Below are 17,393 nucleotides of genomic sequence, written 5' to 3' on the forward strand. Positions count from 1 at the left end.
GGGCGTGGGGCGGTTCGGCCCGTTCTGGGTCACTGCGATTGTGGGGGCGTCAGGCGGCTCAGCCCGTTGTGGGTGACCGCGTACAGATCGCTGGACAGGGCGAGTGGGACGTCACCCAGCCGGGTCTCGCCGACCCGCTCGCCGTCCGGCAGGCGCCACAGTCGTACGGTGCCGTCGTCGCAGCCCACGGCCAGCACATCGGGACGGTCGGAGCCGTCGAGACCCTCGGGACCGATGAAGCGCAGGCACCGGACCGTGCCCGGGTTGCCTTCGAGCACGACGACGTCCTCGCCCGTCTCGGCGTCGCGCACCGGCACCAGCCCGTCATAGCTGCCGGCGGCGAGTACGGCCCGGCCGCCGACCGTGCCGAACGCCAGCGCGTACACCGGCAGCGGGTGCCCGTGCACCACCGACAGCGGCCGGCCTGTCGTCGCGTCCCAGGTCCTGACCACTCGGTCGTACCCGCTCGACGCGATCACGACCCGGCCGCCGACCCGGCCCGTGGTCAGGCACGTGACGCCTGCCGTATGGCCGGTCAGGCGGCGCAGCGGCCGGCCCGAGACCGCTTCCCAGGTCCTGACCGTCCCGTCCATGCCGCCCGAGACCAGCAGGTCGCCGTCGAGGGCGAGCGCGAGCACCTGACCGGTGTGCGGCGTCGGCACCGCGATCACGCCGTCCACCGGATGATGTACGCGGACGGTGCCACTGTCGGTGCCGCAGACCAGGCTGCCGCCGTCGAAGGCCAGAGCCGTGATGCCGCCGTCCCCGGAGACGGCGGCTGCGGACGTCTCGGGCAGGAAACCGCCGTCGGCCAGCCGCCAGAACCACGGCGTGCCGTCAGGGGAGCCGGCGGCCACAAGCGCCCCATCGGTGGCGACCGCGTCCGCGACGGCGCCGGTGAGCTCCCGCGCCGGAGTGCCATCGGCCGCCCAGACACGGACCCCATCACCGGCGGTCACCAGCCACTCCGACACGACACCGGCTCCGGTGGTGGCCCGCTCTTCCGGCGTGGCGGTGGTGGCCGGTCCCTCGGGTGCGGTGGGTTCCGTGTGCGCCGGTGGCTTCGGTGCGGTGGTGATGGCGGCGGTCCATCGGCCTGAGTGCCAGGTGGCCAGGAGCGTTCCGGTGTGCGGGGCATGGACGGTGACCCGGCCGTCCAGCGCGCAGGATGCCAGCGCCGGGCGCCCCGCCACGCTGAGGAAGGCCAGCCCGGTCACGCTCGCCTCGTGTCCCTCCAGTACGCGCAGCTCCTGCCCGGTGCCCGCGTCCCAGAGCCGGATCAACCGGTCGGAGCCCGCCGACGCGACGAGCCCGCCGGCGGCGGCGACCGCGTTCACCCAGCCCGTGTGGCCGGGCAGCGAGTGCAGGGTGCGGCCGTCTGACAGGTCGGTGAGCCGCACAGCCCCGTCGTCGGAGCCGGTGACCAGCAGCGTGCCATCGACGCACACCGCGTTGATCGAGCTCTCGTGCCGGTCCGCCAGCTCGCCCAGCGACCCCGCGGCGTCCCAGACGCGCAACACGCCGTCGGCGCCGCCTGTGTAGATCAGCCCACCGGAGGCGGTCAGTGCCAGGACCGGGCCGCCGTGGCCGGTCGTGGCGTGGAGCTGCTGCCCGGTGCCGGTGTCCCAGACCCTGATGACCAGGTCGTCGCCGCCGGTGGCGACGATCTCCCGGCCACCGGCCGTGCCGAGCGCGACCGCCCGGGTGGGCGCGTCGGTGACGGTGGCGGCGCCCAGGTCCTCGCCGTACGGCAGGCCGTACAGGCTGAAAGTGCGCCCGGGGCGGGACAGCGCGTACGCCGGTTGCCCGCCCACGGTCCCGAAAGCGGCGGCGGCCGGCGAGCCGGGATCCGGCGGCGGCAGCGCGCGGTCCGGGGCGGAGCGGTGGGCCAGCCGCGGCAACTCGTTCGCCGTCTCCCTGACGGCACCATCGCCGACCTGGTACACCAGCGCGTCGAGTATCCGCAGGACCGGCTCCAGCCCCAGCTCGCCGCCATCACGCCACCCGAACAGCAACGACCCGGCCGGCCCACCGTCCGGACCGCCCTCACCATCCGGACCGCTGCCACCGTCCGGACCGCTGTCACCATCCGGACCGCGATCACCGTTCTCGGCGCCTTCGGCGGACCCCGCGACCTCGGTGGTGACCACGGTCACCTCTCGCAGTGCGGAGCCCGGCAGCGGCGTGGGCGCCGCCACGTCAGGGAAGCGCGCCGAGCGCAGGGCGTCCAGGAGCCACGGCCACACGGCCGGGTCCAGCTCGGCGGTCCAGGCCCGGACCCCGCCTGCTCGCGCGTGCTCCAGCCGGGCCCGCCCGTCGGCCCGGACCGTCAGGTCCACCGTGCCGGGGAAGGACGTTCCGGTCAGCCGGTAGCGCACATGTGACACGGGTGACAACCTACGGCGTGTCCAGGAAGGCCGTCTGGATCAGGCGCGCGCCCGACCTCCGGTCCACGTAGAAGCCGCGGCCCTGCGGGAGCGGCTGCGGCCGTACGTTGCCGAACAGCGCGCCCTCGTCCTTGTTGCCCGACATGATCAGCGCCGGACTGGCCATCTCCTTGAGCCGCTGGACGGCCGGGTCGAACATGGACCGGCTCGCGCCACCCATCTGGCGGGAGATGATCAGGTGCAGCCCGATGTCGCGGGCCTGCGGCAGCAGCTCGGCCAGGGGCGCCAGCGGGTTGTTCGAGGTGGCGACGAGGTCGTAGTCGTCCACGATGATGTACAGGTCGGAGCCCTGCCACCAGCTGCGCTCCCTGAGCTGCTCCGGCGTGAGGTCCGCCGGGGGCAGCCGCTTGAGCAGCGCGGTGCGGGCGTCCTGGATCAGCTCGGCCGCCGCGGTGCTGGAGGCCGCGTATCCGATGCGGTGCTCGGTGACCGCGGTGTCGAGCAGGGCGCGCCGGTAGTCGAGCACGATCATCATGCATTCCTTGGGCGTCTTCCTGGCGACCAGGCCCTCCATGATGAGCTTGAGCACGTTCGACTTGCCGCACTCGGTGTCGCCGAACACGACGAAGTGCGGGTCCACGTCGAAGTCGATCGCGACCGGCGCCAGGGCGGCCTCGTCGATGCCGATGGCGATCCGGTTCGGCCCGGTGAGTGCGGGTTCGGGCAGCGCCGCGGCGGGCAGCAGCGACGGCAGCAGCCGCACGGGGCGGGCGGCGGGACCCTGCCAGGAGGCCCGTACGACCTCCACCAGCGACCGCACACCGGCGGAGAGGTCGTCGGCGCCACGCACCCCGTCGATGCGCGGCAGCGCGGACAGGAAGTGCATGCCCTCCTTGGTCAGCCCGCGTCCGGGCACACCTTCCGGTACGGCCAGCGCCGCCTTGCGGCTGACCTCCGACTCGTAGGCGTCACCGAGCTTGAACTCCAGCCGGGTGCCGAACAGGTCCCTGATCCCCGCGCGGAACTCCGACCACTTGTTGGTGGAGGCGACGATGTGGATGCCGTAGCCGAGCCCTCGGGCCGCCATGTCGGTGATGACCCCTTCCAGGGCCTCGAACTCCTGGCGGATGGTCAGCCAGCCGTCGATCAGCAGGAAGATGTCCCCCCAGCCGTCGCCCTCGTACTCTCCGGCGGCCACGAGACGGCGGTAGGTGGCGATCGAGTCGATGCCGCTCGCGGCGAAGTCGCGCTCGCGCTGCTGGAGGATGGCGGCGATCTCCGCGACGGTCCGGCGTACCCGGTCCGCGTCCATGCGGGTGGCCACGCCGCCGACGTGCGGCAGGCCGTCCAGGGCGGCCAGCGCGCCACCGCCGAAGTCCAGGCAGTAGAACTGCACCTCGCGCGGCGTGTGCGTGAGCGCCATGCTGGTCACCAGCGTGCGCAGCACGTTGCTCTTGCCGCTCTGCGTGCCGCCCGCGACGCCGACGTGGCCGGCCGCGCCCGACAGGTCCAGCCAGTACGGGTCGCGACGCTGCTCGAACGGCTTGTCGATGATGCCCACGACCCCCGCGAGGCGACCCCTGCCGTCCCAGCCGGGCGTGGACAGGCCCAGCTCCGGAGTCACGGACAGCGGCGGCAGCAGGTGCGCGAGTGTCGGCGGCTCGCCGAGCGGCGGCAGCCAGATCCGGTGCGCGGCGGGGCCCTGACCGGCCAGACGCTGGACGACGATGTCCAGCAGGCTGCTCCGCGGCCCCCGCTCCTCCTCCGGCTTGGCGACCTCCTTGGCCGGCTCCTCCACGACCGGGAGCGGCGCGTAGCCGGGGCCGTACTCGACGACCTGGCGGATCGTCGTGTCATCGCCCTCGGCCGCCGTGCCACGGGGGTCGCTCTGGTGGGGGCCGGAGACGTACGCGGCCTTGAACCGGGTCATGCCGGTCGTGTCGAACTTGAGGAAGCCGTTGCCCGGCGCGGACGGCAGCTCGTAGGCGTCGGCCACGCCGAGCACGACGCGGCTCTCCATGGCCGAGAACGTCCGCAGGCCGATCCGGTAGGACAGGTGCGTGTCCAGGCCGCGCAGCCGGCCCTCCTCCAGCCGCTGGGAGGCCAGCAGCAGGTGCACGCCGAGCGAGCGGCCGAGCCGCCCGATCATCACGAACAGCTCGATGAACTCCGGCTTGGCCGACAGCAGCTCGCTGAACTCGTCCAGCACGACGAAGAGCGTCGGCATCGGCGCGAGCGCGGCGCCCTGCTCGCGGGCCCGCTCGTAGTCCCGCAGCGAGGCGTAGTTGCCGGCCGAGCGCAGCAGCTCCTGACGGCGCACCATCTCACCGTGCAGCGCGTCGTACATGCGGTCGACCAGCGGAAGCTCGTCCTCCAGGTTGGTGATGACCGCGGAGACGTGGGTGAGCGTGTCGAGCCCGAGGAAGGTGGCGCCGCCCTTGAAGTCGACCAGGACGAAGTTGAGTATCTCCGACGAGTGGGTGACGGCCAGGCCGAGCACCAGCGTGCGCAGCAGCTCGCTCTTGCCGGAGCCGGTGGCGCCGATGACCAGGCCGTGCGGGCCCATGCCGCCCTGCGCCGACTCCTTGATGTCCAGCTCGACCATCCGGCCGTCGGCGCCCAGGCCGATGGGCACCCGCAGCCGGTTACGACCCGCCCGTGGCCGCCAGGTCAGCGCCGGGTCCAGCCGCGTGGGGTCGCCGATGCCGAGCAGGTCGGTCAGCGTGGTGTTGACCGCCAGCACGTCCTCGACCTCGCCGCCGCTGGTGGCCGAGGCGCGCAGCGGCGCGAGCTGTCTGGCCAGCCCCTCCGCCCGCAGGTAGTCGAGCTTGTCGGGGTTGCCGAGCCGGGTCTTCTGCTCCTTGCCGGCGTGGTCCAGCTTGATCATGTGGAAGCCGTCGGGCTGGATCTCCAGCCGCAGCATGGCCTTCTCCTCCACCGGCCCCGTGGCCCCGGACAGGTCGATCACCGTGACGCCCTGGATGGCGTCCGTGCCGAGCTGCGAGTCGTGGGGCACGTGCCCGCCGTCGACGATGAGCACGTGGTACGGCAGGGCGTCCGCGGGCGAGCCGGGCCGGAACCTGGCCCGCTCCTTGAGCTCGGCGCCCACCAGGCGGTCCAGCTCGCTCATGTTCTCGGCCATCAGCCGTACCGGTCCGGCGGCGTCGACCTCGTCGGGGTGCAGCGCGTGGGGCAGCCACTTGACCCAGTCCCAGTGGCCCATCCACTCCTGGCCGGCGCACACCATGATCCGCAGGTCGTCCGGCGAGTGGAACACCGCCATCTGGCCGATCATGGCCCGCACCAGCTCCCGCATGGCCGCCGGGTCGCCGCTGAGCTTGATGCGCGCGAACGAGCCCAGCGCCACCGCCACGGGCAGCTCCGACACCGTCGCGTGCGCCCTGACGAACCTGCGCAGCGCGCCGGCCGACAGCGCGTCGAGGTCCTCCACCGGCTTGGAGTCCGGCGGGATGAGCTGGATGGCCAGCTTCTGTACGCCGGTGCCGAGCCGTACCGTGCTGAAGTCGTCGTCGCGCGGCCGGCGTTCCCACAGGCGGGGGCCCATCGCGATCCACCAGAGCGCGTCGGGCTCGGGGCCGCTCCACTCCAGCGCCTCGCGCTGCTGCTTGGCGGCCCGCCTGACCTTCTTGCGCACCTGCGACAGGTAGCGGAAGTAGTCGCGGCGGGCCCCGTTGAGCTTGTGCTTGCGCTCGCCCGACTGGCGGCCCATCTGTCCCAGCGTCATGCCGAGCATGGAGACCGCGAACATACCGCTCGCCACGTACATGATCGGGTTGGAGTTGCCGCCCGCGGTGAACATCAGGGCCATCGCCGCGGCGCCCGCCACCATGGGCAGGTACGTGAGCACCAGCATGAAGCCCTGCCCCTGGACCTCGGGGATCTCAGGGGGCGATTCGAGCAGGATCTCCCCGCGCGGCGGCTTGGGGCTGGGACGGCGTTCGGGTCGCCGGACAACGACAATGCTCACCGTGGGATGGTCCTCCGTATCGGTTGCTGACCTTCTTACCAGAAGCGACCCGATATGTTCTCTCTTGTCCATGATGCTTGTGGGACGGAGTCCAGCCATGGGATCGATGGTCCACGGACCGGCCGTTCAGGGGCCGTATCCGCAGGGTCCCCCGCGCCTGCCAGGCCCGCCGCACCTGCAGGGACCCCCGCATCCGCAGGGACCCATGCAGGTGAGCTCGCTCGCCCAGGTGCATGTGCCGCTGCCCGCGCTGTGCCACGTGACGATCGTGGGACCGCGGCGCAAGGCCGACCTGGCGCTGCCCGCCGACATCCCGCTGCCGCACGTGCTGCCCGGCCTGCTGCGCGCCCTGGACGAGCTGGGCGGCGAGTCCGCCGCCGCGCCCGGCTGGACGCTGCAGCGGCTCGGCGGCTCCCCGCTCGACCTGGGCCAGAGCCTCGGCGCGCTGGGCATACTCGACGGCGAGGTGCTCTACCTGAGGCCGCGCGAGGCGATCCTGCCGCCCGCGCTGTACGACGACGTGGCCGACGTGGTCGCGACCGGAGTCAAGAACTCCTCGGGCACCTGGGAGACCAAGCACACCCGGATGATGGGCGCGAGCGGCGCGCTCGGCCTGCTGGTCCTGGGCGCGCTCGCCCTGGCGCTGTCCGGAGCGCCCGCGCTGGTCGTCACGGTCGTGGCCGGGCTGATGGCGCTGGTGGTCGTGGCCACCGGCGCGGCCCTGTCGAGAGCGGTGGGCGACTCCCTGGCGGGTGCCCTGATCGGGCACGGGGCGCTGCCGTACGGCTTCATCGCGGGCCTGTTCGCGCCGGCCAGCCGCGGCACCCTGGCCGGTATCGGTGCTCCCCACCTGCTGGCCGCGCTGGCCTGCACCGCACTGGTGGCCACCATCGCGGGCGCGCTGATCTCCGACGGCGTGCCGGGATTCCTCGGTACGGCCATCGCCACGACCTTCGGGGCGATAGGCGCGGCCGTGGTCATGGTGTGGGGACCGTCACCCGCGGGAGTGGCCGCGGTGACGGTGTCGATCCTGCTGGCGTTGAGCCCGCTGGTCCCCACGCTGTCGTTCCGCCTGGCCAAGGTGCCGCTCCCGGCCATGCCCACCACCGCCGAGGAACTGCGGGCCGACAACCAGCGCCTGAACAGCGCGGCCATCCAGGAGCGGACCGTCATCGCCCAGCGCTACGCCACCGGCATGATCATCGCGATCGGGCTGGTGGCGCTGGTCTCCGAGGTGCTGCTGGCCACGTACGGCGGCTGGATCGCCTCCCTCATGACCGGGACGCTCGGGTTGACGCTGATGATGCGGGCCCGGGTCTTCCGCGGGGTACGCCAGCGGCTGTGGCTGATCACCGTCGGTCTGACCGCCTTCGGCCTGCTCGCGCTGACCCTCGGCCCGAAATCCGGCGTCATCGGCGCCGTGGCCGTGGCGATCGTCATGTTGTGGCTGGCACTGACCGCCGTCGGCATCGGCCTCTGGCTGCCCACGGGCAAGCCGTCGCCGTTCTGGGGCCGCGCGGCGGACATCGTGGACGTCATCCTGATCGTCGAGCTCTTCCCGCTCGCGCTGGGCGTTCTCGAGGTCTATTCCTGGGTGCGCGGTTTGTCCGGGTGATAGGTTGCTGCGCGATTTAACAATGTTGTGAGAGTGGAGTGAAGATGCAGGAGTTTGGGGACTTCGCGAACATCGACATCGAGAAGCTTCTCAAGGGCGCGGACGAGCAGTTCGCCCGCATCGAAGAGCTCCAGAAGAACATGACCGACCTCGTCGGGCGGGCCCAGGACGACGACGGCCTGGTCACGATCGCGTACGGCAGCGAGGGGCTGCGCGAGCTCCAGCTGCATCCCAAGGCGATGCGGCTGAGCTCGGGCGAGCTCGCCGAGCTCATCAAGGAGCAGCTCCAGGCCGCGACCGCGGACCTGCAGCACCAGGTCACCGAGGCCATGGGCCAGGCGTTCGGCGACGAGGACAACCCGATGAAGTACGTCGAGGACCCCGACGCCGCCCTGAACAAGATCAAGGAGGCCGAGTCCGCCTACAACCGGACGTTCGAGGACGTCATGGGCGAGCTCGACCGCATCCGCCGCCGCCTGGACCTCTGAGCGTCGTCTAGGCGTCCTTCTTCATCCCGAGGGGCTGGCCGTCCTTGCCGATCCTCGGCAGGTTGGGGATGTAGACCTGCTCGAACGCCGGCGTCGACTTGGGGTCGGTGGGCGTGACGGCCTTGTTCATGTTCTGCGAGGCGCTCTGGCTCAGGTACATGGCCGCCGCTCCGGCGACGCCCGCAGCTGCCAGGTAGACCTGCAGGCCGCTGCCCGCGATTGACCTCAGTGTGGCGAGCGCCGCCCCGCCAGAGAGGCTGGTGGCGAGCTCCGTCGCCACGGTGGTGGGAGGGAAGAGCTTACCCGCGGCGCTGGCATGGGAGAGGGCGACCAGGACTGTGGCTACGGACAAGCCGGCCACGGACATCTGGAAGGAATGCTTGGCGAGCTGGTCGAGCGCTCCCGCGAGCCCTTCGTAGGATGGCGAGCTCTTCTTGGCCTCGGCGGTGAACTTCTTCACCGCGCTGTCGACGTCCGGCCGCGCCATCTTCTCCCAGTCGTCATGGTCGATGGTGTCCAGGGCCGAGTCGATGGACGCCGCCGCGTTGTTGACCGTCGTGGTCATGCCGCGGGTGTTCCTGGCCGCTTCGCGGATGTCGCTGGGGCTGGAGTACATCGTGCCGATCATCGTCCCGGCGAACTTGCACATCGTTTTGAGTGCGGGATTGGATGGCAGGACCGCGCCATAGAGGCACAGACCCATCGCCACGGAGTAGTAGGTCGTCCCGTTCGAGTAGAAATCCATGTCGCCCCTGAGATCAATTCTTCGCGGTGCTCTTGTCGTTGGCCTGACGGACGATGCCGGCTCCCTGCTGGAGCTGCTCGTCCCAGGCGCCCAGTTGGTTCTTGGCGCTCTTGAGATAATCGGCGGCCGACGAGCGGGCCGAGTGGTACGCGGGGGTGAACGCCATCGCGCCCATCAGGCCGAACCCCGGGAAACCGATGTCGATGTTCCGGGCGGTGTTCTCCGCGGCGCCCATGTGGTCGCCCGGGGTGTCGCCGTTGCCGTCTTTACTCGGTCCGATCTTCTTGCCGAGCTTCTCCATGACCTCGGGGCGGGCCTTGCGCCAGCCGCCGCTAACCCCGCTTCCGGCGAGTTTGTCGTCCTTCGCGGTGCCGCCGGTGTCCTTGCCGCCTGTCTTGCCCCCCTTGCCCCCCTTGCCCCCCTTGCCATCTGTCTTGCCGTCGCCCTGGTCCTGGCCGCCTCCGCCACCGCCGCCTCCGGAGGGGATGGACGGCGTGTCGCCGCCTCCGGTGCCGGGGGTCTCAGCGGAGGGAGTTTCCGGGGTCGGGGCAGCCGGCAGGTCGGTGCTCGGCGTTTCGGGGGTGGGCGTTTCCGGGAGGCTGGAGCTCGAGTCTTCGGGGCCGCCATCGGCCGGCGGGTCCGTCGAGGGAGTCTCGGGGACGGTCGTGTCGTCCTGGCCGCCGGGCTGGCTGGGGTCGGTCTGGCCGGGATCGGTCTGGCTCGGGTCGGTTTGGCTCGGGTCGGTCTGGCCGTTCGGGTCGGTCTGCGGGTCCGCGGGGTCTTGCTGGCCGTTCGGGTCCGTCTGGCCTTGGGGGTCGGTCTCGGAGCCGGAGGGGTCCTGCTGGCCGTCGGAGGTGCCGGGGTCGGTCTGCTGCGGGTCCGAGGTGTCGCCCTGGTCACCGGTGTTCGACTGGTCGCCGGTGTCAGTGCCGTCCTGGTCGCTGGGATTGTCCGGGTTCCCGGTGTCGTCCTGGCTCTGCGGGGCGTCCGGGTCCTCGGTCGCGTCGTCCGAGGCGTCGGGGTTGTCCGGGTCGCCGCTCGCGTCGGCGTCCGAGGGCTCCCACGCCGGGTCTCCGTCGGCGGCCTGCGGATCGACCGAGCCGGGCTCGCCGTCGGCCACGTCGCCCACCGACTCGGGCCCGAAGCTCAGCTGGTCGGACTGGATCTCGGCCACCGTCGGATCCCCCTGGCCGTCGGCCGGCCCCACCTGATCCGGCGGGATCTGGTCGTTGGCGGGTCCTGCCTGGTCGGGCGGGATCGACGGATCGTGGACGGGACCCGCCTGATCCGCCCGCGGAGAGTCACCGCCACCGCCACCCGCGGTCAGGACGGTCGTCGCGCCGTCGACCGAGCCGGGGAGCGCGGTGCCCACCTGGATCTCACCCGGCCCGTCCTGCGGTGAGGAAGAGCTCCAATTGAGCAGGCTGTCGATGCTCGGCCGCCCCATGCTCCCGAATTCGGCCACCCTGTCGCCCTCCCAGCAATCAACACAGAAGCGACAAAAGCGTAGCCGTGAGGCGGCTGAGCCGTACAGGTTGTGAGCTTTACGACGAGCCGCGACCCCAGGCCAGTAGCCGAAGTCAGAAATCGCCAGGCCGCCTACCTGCGCGTTTACCTAAAAGTCGCCTAACGGTGATCTAGCCGTTATGTTAAGTATCTGTTATTTCTGGGGCAGATGGGGGCTAGCATGCCATTTGATGTTGTTTGCGGGGGTACCCGGGTTGACCGTACCTACGGCGCCGCCGTACAGAACCAGACCTTGTTGACCTGGAGGTCCAATGGCAACACTTATGGGTACCGCGCCCACGAAGCTCATCAAGGCCGCAGGCCAGTGTGAGACCACCGCCCAGTACATCGAGGGCATGCGCCAGCGGGTGCAGACCATCAAGGGCGACCTGATGGCCGCGGGCTGGAAGGGCGGCGCCTCTCAGCAGTTCGGCAAGGCGCTCGACGCTTGGGATGTCGACTTCCAGCAAGTCATCAAGATCCTCGAGAGCATCTACGACAAGCTGAACATGGGTGCCGGCGTGTACTCCACCGCCGCGCAGCAGAACATGGACGTCTCCAGCGGACTCAACTCCGCGGGCGCCGGCGGTCGTATCGACTCGCTGATCAACGCGTCGAGCTAAGCCCCCCAGTACGTAAGTAGGACGGAGACACTCATGGCCGACACGTTCACCCCAGAGGACTACACCTACGCCCACTTCCCCAACATGGAAGCGGCGTACGAGCAGCTGAAGTCGATCGTCACCGAGCTGGACCGGGTGACGGACGATCTCTACAACGACGTCAAGACCACCCTCGGCACCGACTGGGAGGGTGAGGCGAAGACGTTCTTCGACGGCAAGAAGGCCCAGTGGGACGCCCTCGAGGTGGAGATGGGCAAGCAGCTGTTCGAAGCGGCCAAGGCCGTCAGCATCGCCAAGGGCAACTACGAGAACGCTGAGCGGCGCAACATCAGCATCTGGACCGACTAGAAGTCCGTTGCGGCGATCGTGCCTCCCTCGGCCGGTGCCTATAAGCGCCGGCCGGGTTCCTTTTTCTGTGGGGGGATGGGGATGACCCAGAAGGACGCAATGGAGGGGCAAGACCCTCTGTACATCGATCCTGATCTGTTCGACTCGGGACCGGGGCGGGAGCATTCCCCCACCCAGATGCGGGCGATCGCCGAAGAGCTCAAGTCGTACCTCGGCGGTATGACGGGACCCGGCTCGGCGGAGGGCTACACCAACGGCTCCGTGAACGGCATCCTGGACCACTGCCAGCTGTCCGAGGCGCAGATCGGTACGTGGCACGATGCCAGCGCCTTCAGCCAGACTGTCGGCGCCAACAGCGGCGGCAAGAAGTTCGCGCAGGTTTATAAGGAATTCGTCGACGCCTACAAGGACGTGTGCGCTGCCGTCGAGGCGAGCGCCGCCAACCATGGCGCCGGTGACAAGGCCAATGAGGGCAAGGGCTGATGGCCGAGGGCAAGGGCGGCAGGCAGGTCGTCGTCATCCTGTCGTTCGACAAGATGCCAGAGGGCGGGACGGTAGACGCATCCAAGGACGAGATCCTGACGATGCTGAACAACACCCAGCCCACCCAGATCGAGGATGCCGGGTTCGCCTACGAGAAGGCGTCGAGCGCGATCGAGTCGGCCGTCAACGCGCTGGAAGAGCACGCGGGCAAGATCCTCACTGTGTGGAAGGGCCCCGACGCCGGCAAGGCGCGCCACGCGCTGCAGATGCTGCACGCCTCCGGCGGCGAGCTGTCCACCAAGCTGGAGATGATGGGCTCCGCCCTGCGCCAGTACGCGGGCTACCTTCCCGAGACGATCGCGAAGGTCGAGGGCATCTCGGCGAACAAGAGCTCCCAAGGCGACGTCCCCAGCTCCGAGATCATGGTGGACGAAGCCGCCAACGCGAAGGCCGCGAAGGCCGCCGCGGACCGCGAAGCCCAGCAGGCGATGCAGGAGCTCAACAAGAAGATCGTTGATCTCTACACTCTGCAGGTCCCGCACGACGTGTCCTATGAGCTGCCCGCCGTCACGATTCCGGGCGGTACGGGCGGTACGGGCTCTTACCGCGACCCCGGATACCCGACCGGCAAAGGCATCAACGCCGGCGGGAACGGGAACGGCGGGAACGGGTCGCCGGACGGCTACAGCGGTTCTTCCGGAGACACGGGCTCCACAGGCAGCGGTGGTACGGGCTCCGACGGCTCGCGAGGCGGCAGCACGGGCGGCCCGGGCTCCGGTGACCAGAACGGCTCCGACTCGGGCGGCAAGCCTGGCTCGGACACCGGCAACGGCCAGGACGGTAACGGCCAGAACGGCAGCGACCAGAACGGTGGCGACCAGAACGGCAACGGCACCGGAGACCAGAGCGGCACCACGCCGGGCGACGGCACCGGCAGCCAGGATCCCTCGCAGACCGGCGACTCCGGCAAACAGGACCAGACGGTCCCGCCGGTGCTCGGCCAGGACGACAAGACCAGCAGCGACAACCCCAAGGGCGGCCTGGACCCGAACGGCACGGAAGTGTCGTCCTACTCGCCGACCACGCCGGTCATCACCCCGACCGGCATCACCCCGACCGGCAATCCGGTGAGCACCATCGCCCCCAACCCGGTGGGTGTCCTGTCACCCACCGGCACGCCCAGCGTCCCCTCGGTGCTCGGCTCGCCGAACGGCGCCATGGGCGCCCCGGGCCAAGGGCTCGCGGCGGGCATGCGGACCTCGGCGAACGGCATGTCCGGCATGCCGTTCATGCCGATGTCCGGCGCCGGCGGGGGCCAGGACCAGGGCGACTTCGAGCGGATGACCTGGCTCCCCGCGGACAAGGACGACTGGAACTCAGCGCACGACGTGACCGACCCGGTCATCTGCTGACCGCGCGACAAGGAGTGGGATGGGCGACTCGGGGCAGAACTCCAGCCAGGCGGCCCAGCTTGCGCAGTTGCAGAACGGCGGGCGGCTGCCGACGATGTCGCCCGGCGTCTCATTCAAGGCCAGCGCGCTCAGCAGCAACAGCGAGTCGATAGACAACCACGCTGGGATCATCTCCGCGTTAGAGGGCAAGACGGAGAACCTTCGTGTACAGTGGCCGCATTTCGGTGTGGTCGGCCTCGGCGTCAGCAGTGTCCACGAAAAGGCGATCGAACGTCAGGCGGACGCGCTGGCCAAGGGGCGCAAGGCGCTGGAGAGCTGGAAGACCGCGCTCAAGCAGGCATCCAAGAACTACCAGGCGGCCGATGATGCCAACGGCGACCAGCTCAAGAACATCGACTTCGACCCGAACAGCCTCGGCGGCGGGCCCAAAGGCCTCGGCAATCTCGGGAACCTCGGCAACCCCGGCCTGCCGAACGGCGGCGCCGGAGTGCCTGATCTGTCCGGCATAGGCAAGCCGCCGGGGACCGACACCGGTCTGCCCAAGCCGGACCTTCCCTCGACGGATCTTCCGAAGACCGACCTCCCGAAGACCGATCTGCCGTCGAGTGATCTCCCTTCGACGGACCTGCCCAAGACGGACCTGCCATCGTCTTCCCTGGGGAACCAGGCCGACATGAAGGTGCCGAGTATCGACTCGGCGCTCAACGGCCAGCCGAAACTGCCCGACCAGAAGATGCCCGATATCGACAGCAAGCTGCCCGACGGGACGAAGCTGTCCCAGTTCGACCCCAACTCGCTGAACACCCCGCAGGTCAAGAACCCGGACCTCAGCAACCTGTCTCCGGACCTGAACGGTTCCACCACCAGGACCGGCCCGGGGGTCGGCACTGGCGGCGGCACCGGCACCGGTACCGGGTTCGGCACGGGCATCGGCGGAGGCACGGGTGCGGGTGCCGTACCGGCTGGTCTGCGAGGTCTGAACGGTTCGAGCGGGATGTCCGGCATGCCGATGATGCCGATGATGCCGATGGGCGGTGCCGGGGCCGGTGGCGACAACGAGAAGGAACGCGAGAACGCGCTGCTCGGCGAGGACGAGGGCGTCTGGGGCGGCGACGATGAGATCGCGCCTGAAGTGATCGGGCGGGATTCCAGATGAGTGAGCTAGGCGCGGGCCTCTACCTGACGGCGGCGGGCACGGCGTCCGCCGCAGCCCTCGTGATCCAGCAGCCCTGGGCCTTCTATGTCGCCGCCGGCATCGGCACGCTGGTGTCGAACCCCGGGGCGATGGCGGACGCCGCCAAGGCCTGGCAGAGCATCGACCACGCCGGACTGATGTCCGAACTGGACGAACTGGCCGACGGGCTGGACCACCTCAAGAAGCAGCTGAAGACCTCGGGCAAGTGGGATGGCGGGGCCTTCGACACCTTCGAGGGCATCCACACGGCCTTCAAGAACGGGGTCAAGACCCTCAAGGAGACGCGTAACGACACCGGGGAGGCCGTCAACTCGGCGTCCAAGGCTTACTACGTCGGCGCCGGGGTGGCCCTGCTGGTGGCCGCCGCGATGACAGCCTATGGTTTGTACAAGCTGGCCTCGTCCGCCACCCCGTTCACCAGGGCCATGGCCGAGGTGCTGGTGGCCGTGCGGGGCTCCCTCACCCTGCAGACCATCAAGAAGCTGATCGTCAAGCAGGGCCTCATCGTCGCAGCCCTCGGCGGAGCCCTCTACATGTCCGCCCAGCAGACCGAGATGACCGGAAAGCTCTTCCCCATGCTGGAGGCTTCCATCCCCACCGAGATGAGCGCGATGAAGTCAGGTGGCATGCCGCCCTTCTCCGACGCCGGCATGACGTACGACGAGAAGATGGGCGGCCTCACCGTGAAGATGGACGACTCCCTGACCGGGAAGCTGCCCGGCGGCACAGCCCAGGTCTGACCCGCACCCATCGTGGCGCTTCACTCGTCCAGCGGGAAGCTGCCCCGGCGCGGCCCGGGCCTGACGCTCACTCGTCCAGCGGGATCCGCAGCACCTGCCCGCGCTCCAGTTTGCGCGGGTCGTCACCGATGATGTCCCGGTTGGCGTCGTAGATCTCCTGCCACCGGCCCGGGTCCCCGTACACCTTCTGGGCGATGTCGGACAGCGAGCCGCGTTCGAACGGCCAGTAGCCGACCTTCGCCGTGCCGACCCGTGCGGGCGGGGTCGCGTGGCCGTTGGCGACGGGCACGTCCGACTTGGGCAGGTCGCCGTAGTCCGGGTTGGTGGCCAGGGGCCGCCACACACGAAAGGCGGAGGTGGGGATGCCGCCCCAGAACTGCTTGTGGAAGTTGCCCGGCTTCCCCGCGATCTTGGCTCCGGGGAGCTTGTGCTTGATCTGCTCGTACGTCCAGTTCCGCATCGCGACGAAACCGCCGAAGGCCATGCCGGACTCTCCGACGGCGGCGCCCGTCTTGGTCAGCCCCGCCGCCCAACTCGCCGCCGTACCGCCCTGGACCAGCCCCTTGCCGAAGAAACCGGACATGGGGGCGAAGGTGGCCGCCAGCGTGGCGCCCGTGGTGATACGGGCCGCCTGGGTGAAGGTCATGGGGCTGAGGTTGAAGATGCTGTGGCCGCTGATGCCCTGGCCCACCATCTGCGTGCCGATGACCCCGCCGTACACGCTGCCGGAGGTCTTGGCGTAGGTCTTGAAGCTCGCGGCGGCGAACTTGTCGGCGTAGGCCGAGTACTTCCTGAACTTCGCGACCGCCAGCTCCGTCTTCGTCATGGCCGTGGCGGTGCGCGTCGCGGAACCGAGCTTGGCCACCCACTTCAGCCGGCCGACCACGGGCAGGACCTTGAGGGCGCCGGCGCAGATCCTCAGGACGGACGCGAACCTGGTGAGGACCTGGGCCGCCAGAAGCACGATCTTCGTCGTCCGCATGTAGGCGGCTCCCGCCGCCAGCCAGCCGCCCCAAACTCCGGCCGCCCATCGAAGGGCATAGAAGGCGGCGTACCAGATGATCGCCGTCTTGAGCAGCTCGTAGATGGCCTTCCTGGTGTGGGCGGCCGAGTCGGCGACCATCCTGAGGATGTTGGCGATCTCCGTGCAGCTCTTCATGAGAGCGACGCGGTTGTCGTGCCTGAGTACGAGGCCCCAGACCTTCCTGAAGTCGTCGGCGGCCTTGCCCTTCCACTCCTTCACGATCTTGTCGACGTAGCCGTCGTGCTGGCCATGGGCGCGCGCGTCGAGGACCTCGAAGACCTTGTTCAGGTTGGAGGCGAGGTTGTCGTGCGCCGCGGCGGCGGCCTTGAGCCGTCCTTCGGTCTCATCGCCGCCGATGAGCGTGGGGAGCGCGCGCCACATGGACCTGATCGTGTCGAGCAGTGGGGCGGGGTTGAGCAGCGAGCCCCAGTTGATCTCGAAGTGCCAGGCCGTCCAGTCCCATTCGAGCGGATTCATGCTGCCGTGTTGGCTCATCTGGTGCCTCCGACGTCGCTGGCCTGATGGGCGGCCTTGTAGTTGTACGCCGAGACCTCAAGGGCCGTGGTGATGAACTCCAGGGCCTCGGCCAGGTCGCCGAGGTAGCCGTAGACCGACTCGTACCGCTTGTCCCGGTGGTCGTTCTCCGCGGTGCCGTCGACGTACGCGGCGCCCAGCTCGTCGGCGCCGGGCGCGAGGCCGAAGTCGCTCTTGCTCAGTTTCGCGGGCGTGAAGGCGATCATGGCGTTGCGGACGATCGGGGCCTGCTTGGCGCAGACCTCCATGGCCTTCTTCAGGTCCGGCGGTATGACCTCATATCCCTCGGCCTTGTCCACCATGAG

Annotated in this window: 14 protein-coding genes; 8 read left to right on the forward strand and 6 right to left on the reverse strand. The window is 69.7% G+C overall.

The genetic code is table 11. The features are described from left to right. Window positions 1-29: 29 nt before the first annotated feature. Both AB0H88_RS32115 and eccCa read right to left on the reverse strand, forming a co-directional pair. Window positions 30-2,387, reverse strand: coding sequence for a WD40 repeat domain-containing protein (locus AB0H88_RS32115; RefSeq protein ID WP_357651040.1), 2,358 nt, complete (start codon window positions 2,385-2,387; stop codon window positions 30-32). A gap of 10 nt (window positions 2,388-2,397) precedes the next feature. Continuing rightward, window positions 2,398-6,375, reverse strand: coding sequence for a type VII secretion protein EccCa (gene eccCa / locus AB0H88_RS32120; RefSeq protein ID WP_357651042.1), 3,978 nt, complete (start codon window positions 6,373-6,375; stop codon window positions 2,398-2,400). A gap of 97 nt (window positions 6,376-6,472) precedes the next feature. Between eccCa and eccD the strand changes: the two genes are divergently transcribed. Together eccD and AB0H88_RS32130 are read left to right on the forward strand one after the other, a co-directional pair. After that, window positions 6,473-7,990 (forward strand): type VII secretion integral membrane protein EccD, encoded by a 1,518-nt coding sequence (gene eccD, locus AB0H88_RS32125; protein WP_357651044.1) that lies wholly within the window; start codon window positions 6,473-6,475, stop codon window positions 7,988-7,990. A 44-nt stretch (window positions 7,991-8,034) separates the two neighbouring features. Next, window positions 8,035-8,478 (forward strand): YbaB/EbfC family nucleoid-associated protein, encoded by a 444-nt coding sequence (locus AB0H88_RS32130; RefSeq protein WP_357651046.1) that lies wholly within the window; start codon window positions 8,035-8,037, stop codon window positions 8,476-8,478. Between the two features lie 7 nt (window positions 8,479-8,485). On the opposite strand, the gene AB0H88_RS32135 is transcribed toward AB0H88_RS32130, so the two are convergent. Together AB0H88_RS32135 and AB0H88_RS32140 are read right to left on the reverse strand one after the other, a co-directional pair. Beyond that, window positions 8,486-9,223, reverse strand: coding sequence for a hypothetical protein (locus AB0H88_RS32135; RefSeq protein WP_357651048.1), 738 nt, complete (start codon window positions 9,221-9,223; stop codon window positions 8,486-8,488). Between the two features lie 13 nt (window positions 9,224-9,236). Beyond that, window positions 9,237-10,688 carry a hypothetical protein gene (locus AB0H88_RS32140; protein WP_357651050.1) on the reverse strand — a complete coding sequence of 484 codons (1,452 nt, stop codon included), beginning with the start codon at window positions 10,686-10,688 and terminating at the stop codon, window positions 9,237-9,239. A 313-nt stretch (window positions 10,689-11,001) separates the two neighbouring features. Here AB0H88_RS32140 and AB0H88_RS32145 point away from each other — a divergent pair, with 313 nt between their 5' ends. The 6 genes from AB0H88_RS32145 (at window position 11,002) to AB0H88_RS32170 (ending at window position 15,530) form a co-directional block, all read left to right on the forward strand. Beyond that, window positions 11,002-11,352 carry a WXG100 family type VII secretion target gene (locus AB0H88_RS32145; RefSeq protein WP_357651052.1) on the forward strand — a complete coding sequence of 117 codons (351 nt, stop codon included), beginning with the start codon at window positions 11,002-11,004 and terminating at the stop codon, window positions 11,350-11,352. A 33-nt stretch (window positions 11,353-11,385) separates the two neighbouring features. Beyond that, window positions 11,386-11,700, forward strand: a complete 315-nt coding sequence (locus AB0H88_RS32150) for a WXG100 family type VII secretion target (protein ID WP_357651054.1) — start codon at window positions 11,386-11,388, stop codon at window positions 11,698-11,700. Between the two features lie 81 nt (window positions 11,701-11,781). Next, complete coding sequence (locus AB0H88_RS32155; RefSeq protein ID WP_357651056.1) at window positions 11,782-12,183, forward strand: hypothetical protein; 402 nt, start codon at window positions 11,782-11,784, stop codon at window positions 12,181-12,183. Then, a complete protein-coding gene (locus tag AB0H88_RS32160) occupies window positions 12,183-13,595 on the forward strand; it encodes a WXG100 family type VII secretion target (protein ID WP_357651058.1) in 1,413 nt (470 codons plus the stop codon). The genes AB0H88_RS32155 and AB0H88_RS32160 overlap by 1 nt, the downstream gene beginning before the upstream one ends. A 19-nt stretch (window positions 13,596-13,614) precedes the next feature. Then, on the forward strand, window positions 13,615-14,751 hold the full coding sequence (locus AB0H88_RS32165; protein ID WP_357651060.1) for a type VII secretion target: 1,137 nt from the start codon (window positions 13,615-13,617) through the stop codon (window positions 14,749-14,751). Beyond that, a complete protein-coding gene (locus tag AB0H88_RS32170; RefSeq protein ID WP_357651062.1) occupies window positions 14,748-15,530 on the forward strand; it encodes a WXG100 family type VII secretion target in 783 nt (260 codons plus the stop codon). The genes AB0H88_RS32165 and AB0H88_RS32170 overlap by 4 nt, the downstream gene beginning before the upstream one ends. 67 nt (window positions 15,531-15,597) lie before the next feature. On the opposite strand, the gene AB0H88_RS32175 is transcribed toward AB0H88_RS32170, so the two are convergent. Together AB0H88_RS32175 and AB0H88_RS32180 are read right to left on the reverse strand one after the other, a co-directional pair. After that, the gene (locus AB0H88_RS32175) at window positions 15,598-17,031 is read right to left on the reverse strand and encodes a hypothetical protein (protein ID WP_357651064.1); all 1,434 of its coding nucleotides are present in this window, start codon (window positions 17,029-17,031) and stop codon (window positions 15,598-15,600) included. A gap of 14 nt (window positions 17,032-17,045) precedes the next feature. Next, window positions 17,046-17,390 carry a hypothetical protein gene (locus AB0H88_RS32180; RefSeq protein WP_357651066.1) on the reverse strand — a complete coding sequence of 115 codons (345 nt, stop codon included), beginning with the start codon at window positions 17,388-17,390 and terminating at the stop codon, window positions 17,046-17,048. Window positions 17,391-17,393 lie beyond the last annotated feature (3 nt).

The sequence above is a fragment of the Nonomuraea sp. NPDC050680 genome (genome assembly GCF_040654555.1).
In the GTDB taxonomy this organism is placed as follows: domain Bacteria; phylum Actinomycetota; class Actinomycetes; order Streptosporangiales; family Streptosporangiaceae; genus Nonomuraea.

What these genes read in the sequence shown, in the direction of transcription:
- AB0H88_RS32170 (WP_357651062.1), top strand. Translation starts at nt 14,748, where the DNA reads ATGAGTGAGCTAGGCGCGGGCCTCTACCTGACGGCGGCGGGCACGGCG.
- eccD (WP_357651044.1), top strand. Translation starts at nt 6,473, where the DNA reads ATGGGATCGATGGTCCACGGACCGGCCGTTCAGGGGCCGTATCCGCAG.
- AB0H88_RS32150 (WP_357651054.1), top strand. Translation starts at nt 11,386, where the DNA reads ATGGCCGACACGTTCACCCCAGAGGACTACACCTACGCCCACTTCCCC.
- AB0H88_RS32160 (WP_357651058.1), top strand. Translation starts at nt 12,183, where the DNA reads ATGGCCGAGGGCAAGGGCGGCAGGCAGGTCGTCGTCATCCTGTCGTTC.
- AB0H88_RS32145 (WP_357651052.1), top strand. Translation starts at nt 11,002, where the DNA reads ATGGCAACACTTATGGGTACCGCGCCCACGAAGCTCATCAAGGCCGCA.
- AB0H88_RS32180 (WP_357651066.1), bottom strand. Translation starts at nt 17,390, where the DNA reads ATGGTGGACAAGGCCGAGGGATATGAGGTCATACCGCCGGACCTGAAG.
- AB0H88_RS32165 (WP_357651060.1), top strand. Translation starts at nt 13,615, where the DNA reads ATGGGCGACTCGGGGCAGAACTCCAGCCAGGCGGCCCAGCTTGCGCAG.
- AB0H88_RS32130 (WP_357651046.1), top strand. Translation starts at nt 8,035, where the DNA reads ATGCAGGAGTTTGGGGACTTCGCGAACATCGACATCGAGAAGCTTCTC.
- AB0H88_RS32155 (WP_357651056.1), top strand. Translation starts at nt 11,782, where the DNA reads ATGACCCAGAAGGACGCAATGGAGGGGCAAGACCCTCTGTACATCGAT.
- AB0H88_RS32135 (WP_357651048.1), bottom strand. Translation starts at nt 9,223, where the DNA reads ATGGATTTCTACTCGAACGGGACGACCTACTACTCCGTGGCGATGGGT.
- AB0H88_RS32175 (WP_357651064.1), bottom strand. Translation starts at nt 17,031, where the DNA reads ATGAATCCGCTCGAATGGGACTGGACGGCCTGGCACTTCGAGATCAAC.